Origin of the sequence: Metasolibacillus sp., from assembly GCF_025291715.1 — a bacterium.
In the GTDB taxonomy this organism is placed as follows: Bacteria; Bacillota; Bacilli; order Bacillales_A; family Planococcaceae; genus Metasolibacillus; species Metasolibacillus louembei.
Genome location: NZ_JAMBIZ010000082.1, coordinates 1 through 511 on the forward strand (window position 1 = coordinate 1; position 511 = coordinate 511).

Consider the following 511-nt stretch of genomic DNA (forward strand, 5'->3'; position numbering starts at 1 on the left):
TTTAGTGACTTTAAATGGCCTAGTTCACCAAACACTTTATTTTCAGCATTTTCACGAATCGCACAAGTATTTAATAAAACTACATCTGCATCCTCAGTTGAAAAAGTTGGTTCATATCCAAGCGTTGTGAAAATACCTGCCATTACTTCCGTATCATGCTCATTCATTTGACAACCATATGTACGAATATAGAACTTTCGGCCTGTACCAAAATTGCGAAACTCTTCAGGTAAGCCAAAATCCCGTTCAATTTTAACTTCTTCTTTCCCGCGCTTTTTCGCATCCTTTAAGGAAGGTGGTTGATATACACTTTCAAAGTATTTACTATAATCTTTCTCTTCTTTTTTCGTAGAGGAATTTGCTTGTTGACTTGCTAATCGTTGTTGCTCGTTCATCGGTAATCTCCTTTCACCCTTAACTATACACACTCTATAGTCCATTTTAATGCGCTTAGACTCACCTCAAAAATGGTTAGATAGCTTGGAGATAACTTGTCCTTTGAAACTTGAGT

1 pseudogene is annotated in these 511 nt (G+C 36.6%); it reads right to left on the reverse strand.

Annotated elements, in window-relative coordinates:
• A pseudogene (locus tag M3Z76_RS19735) lies at positions 1–395 on the reverse strand (tRNA (N6-isopentenyl adenosine(37)-C2)-methylthiotransferase MiaB); the annotation flags it as partial.
• Positions 396–511 lie beyond the last annotated feature (116 nt).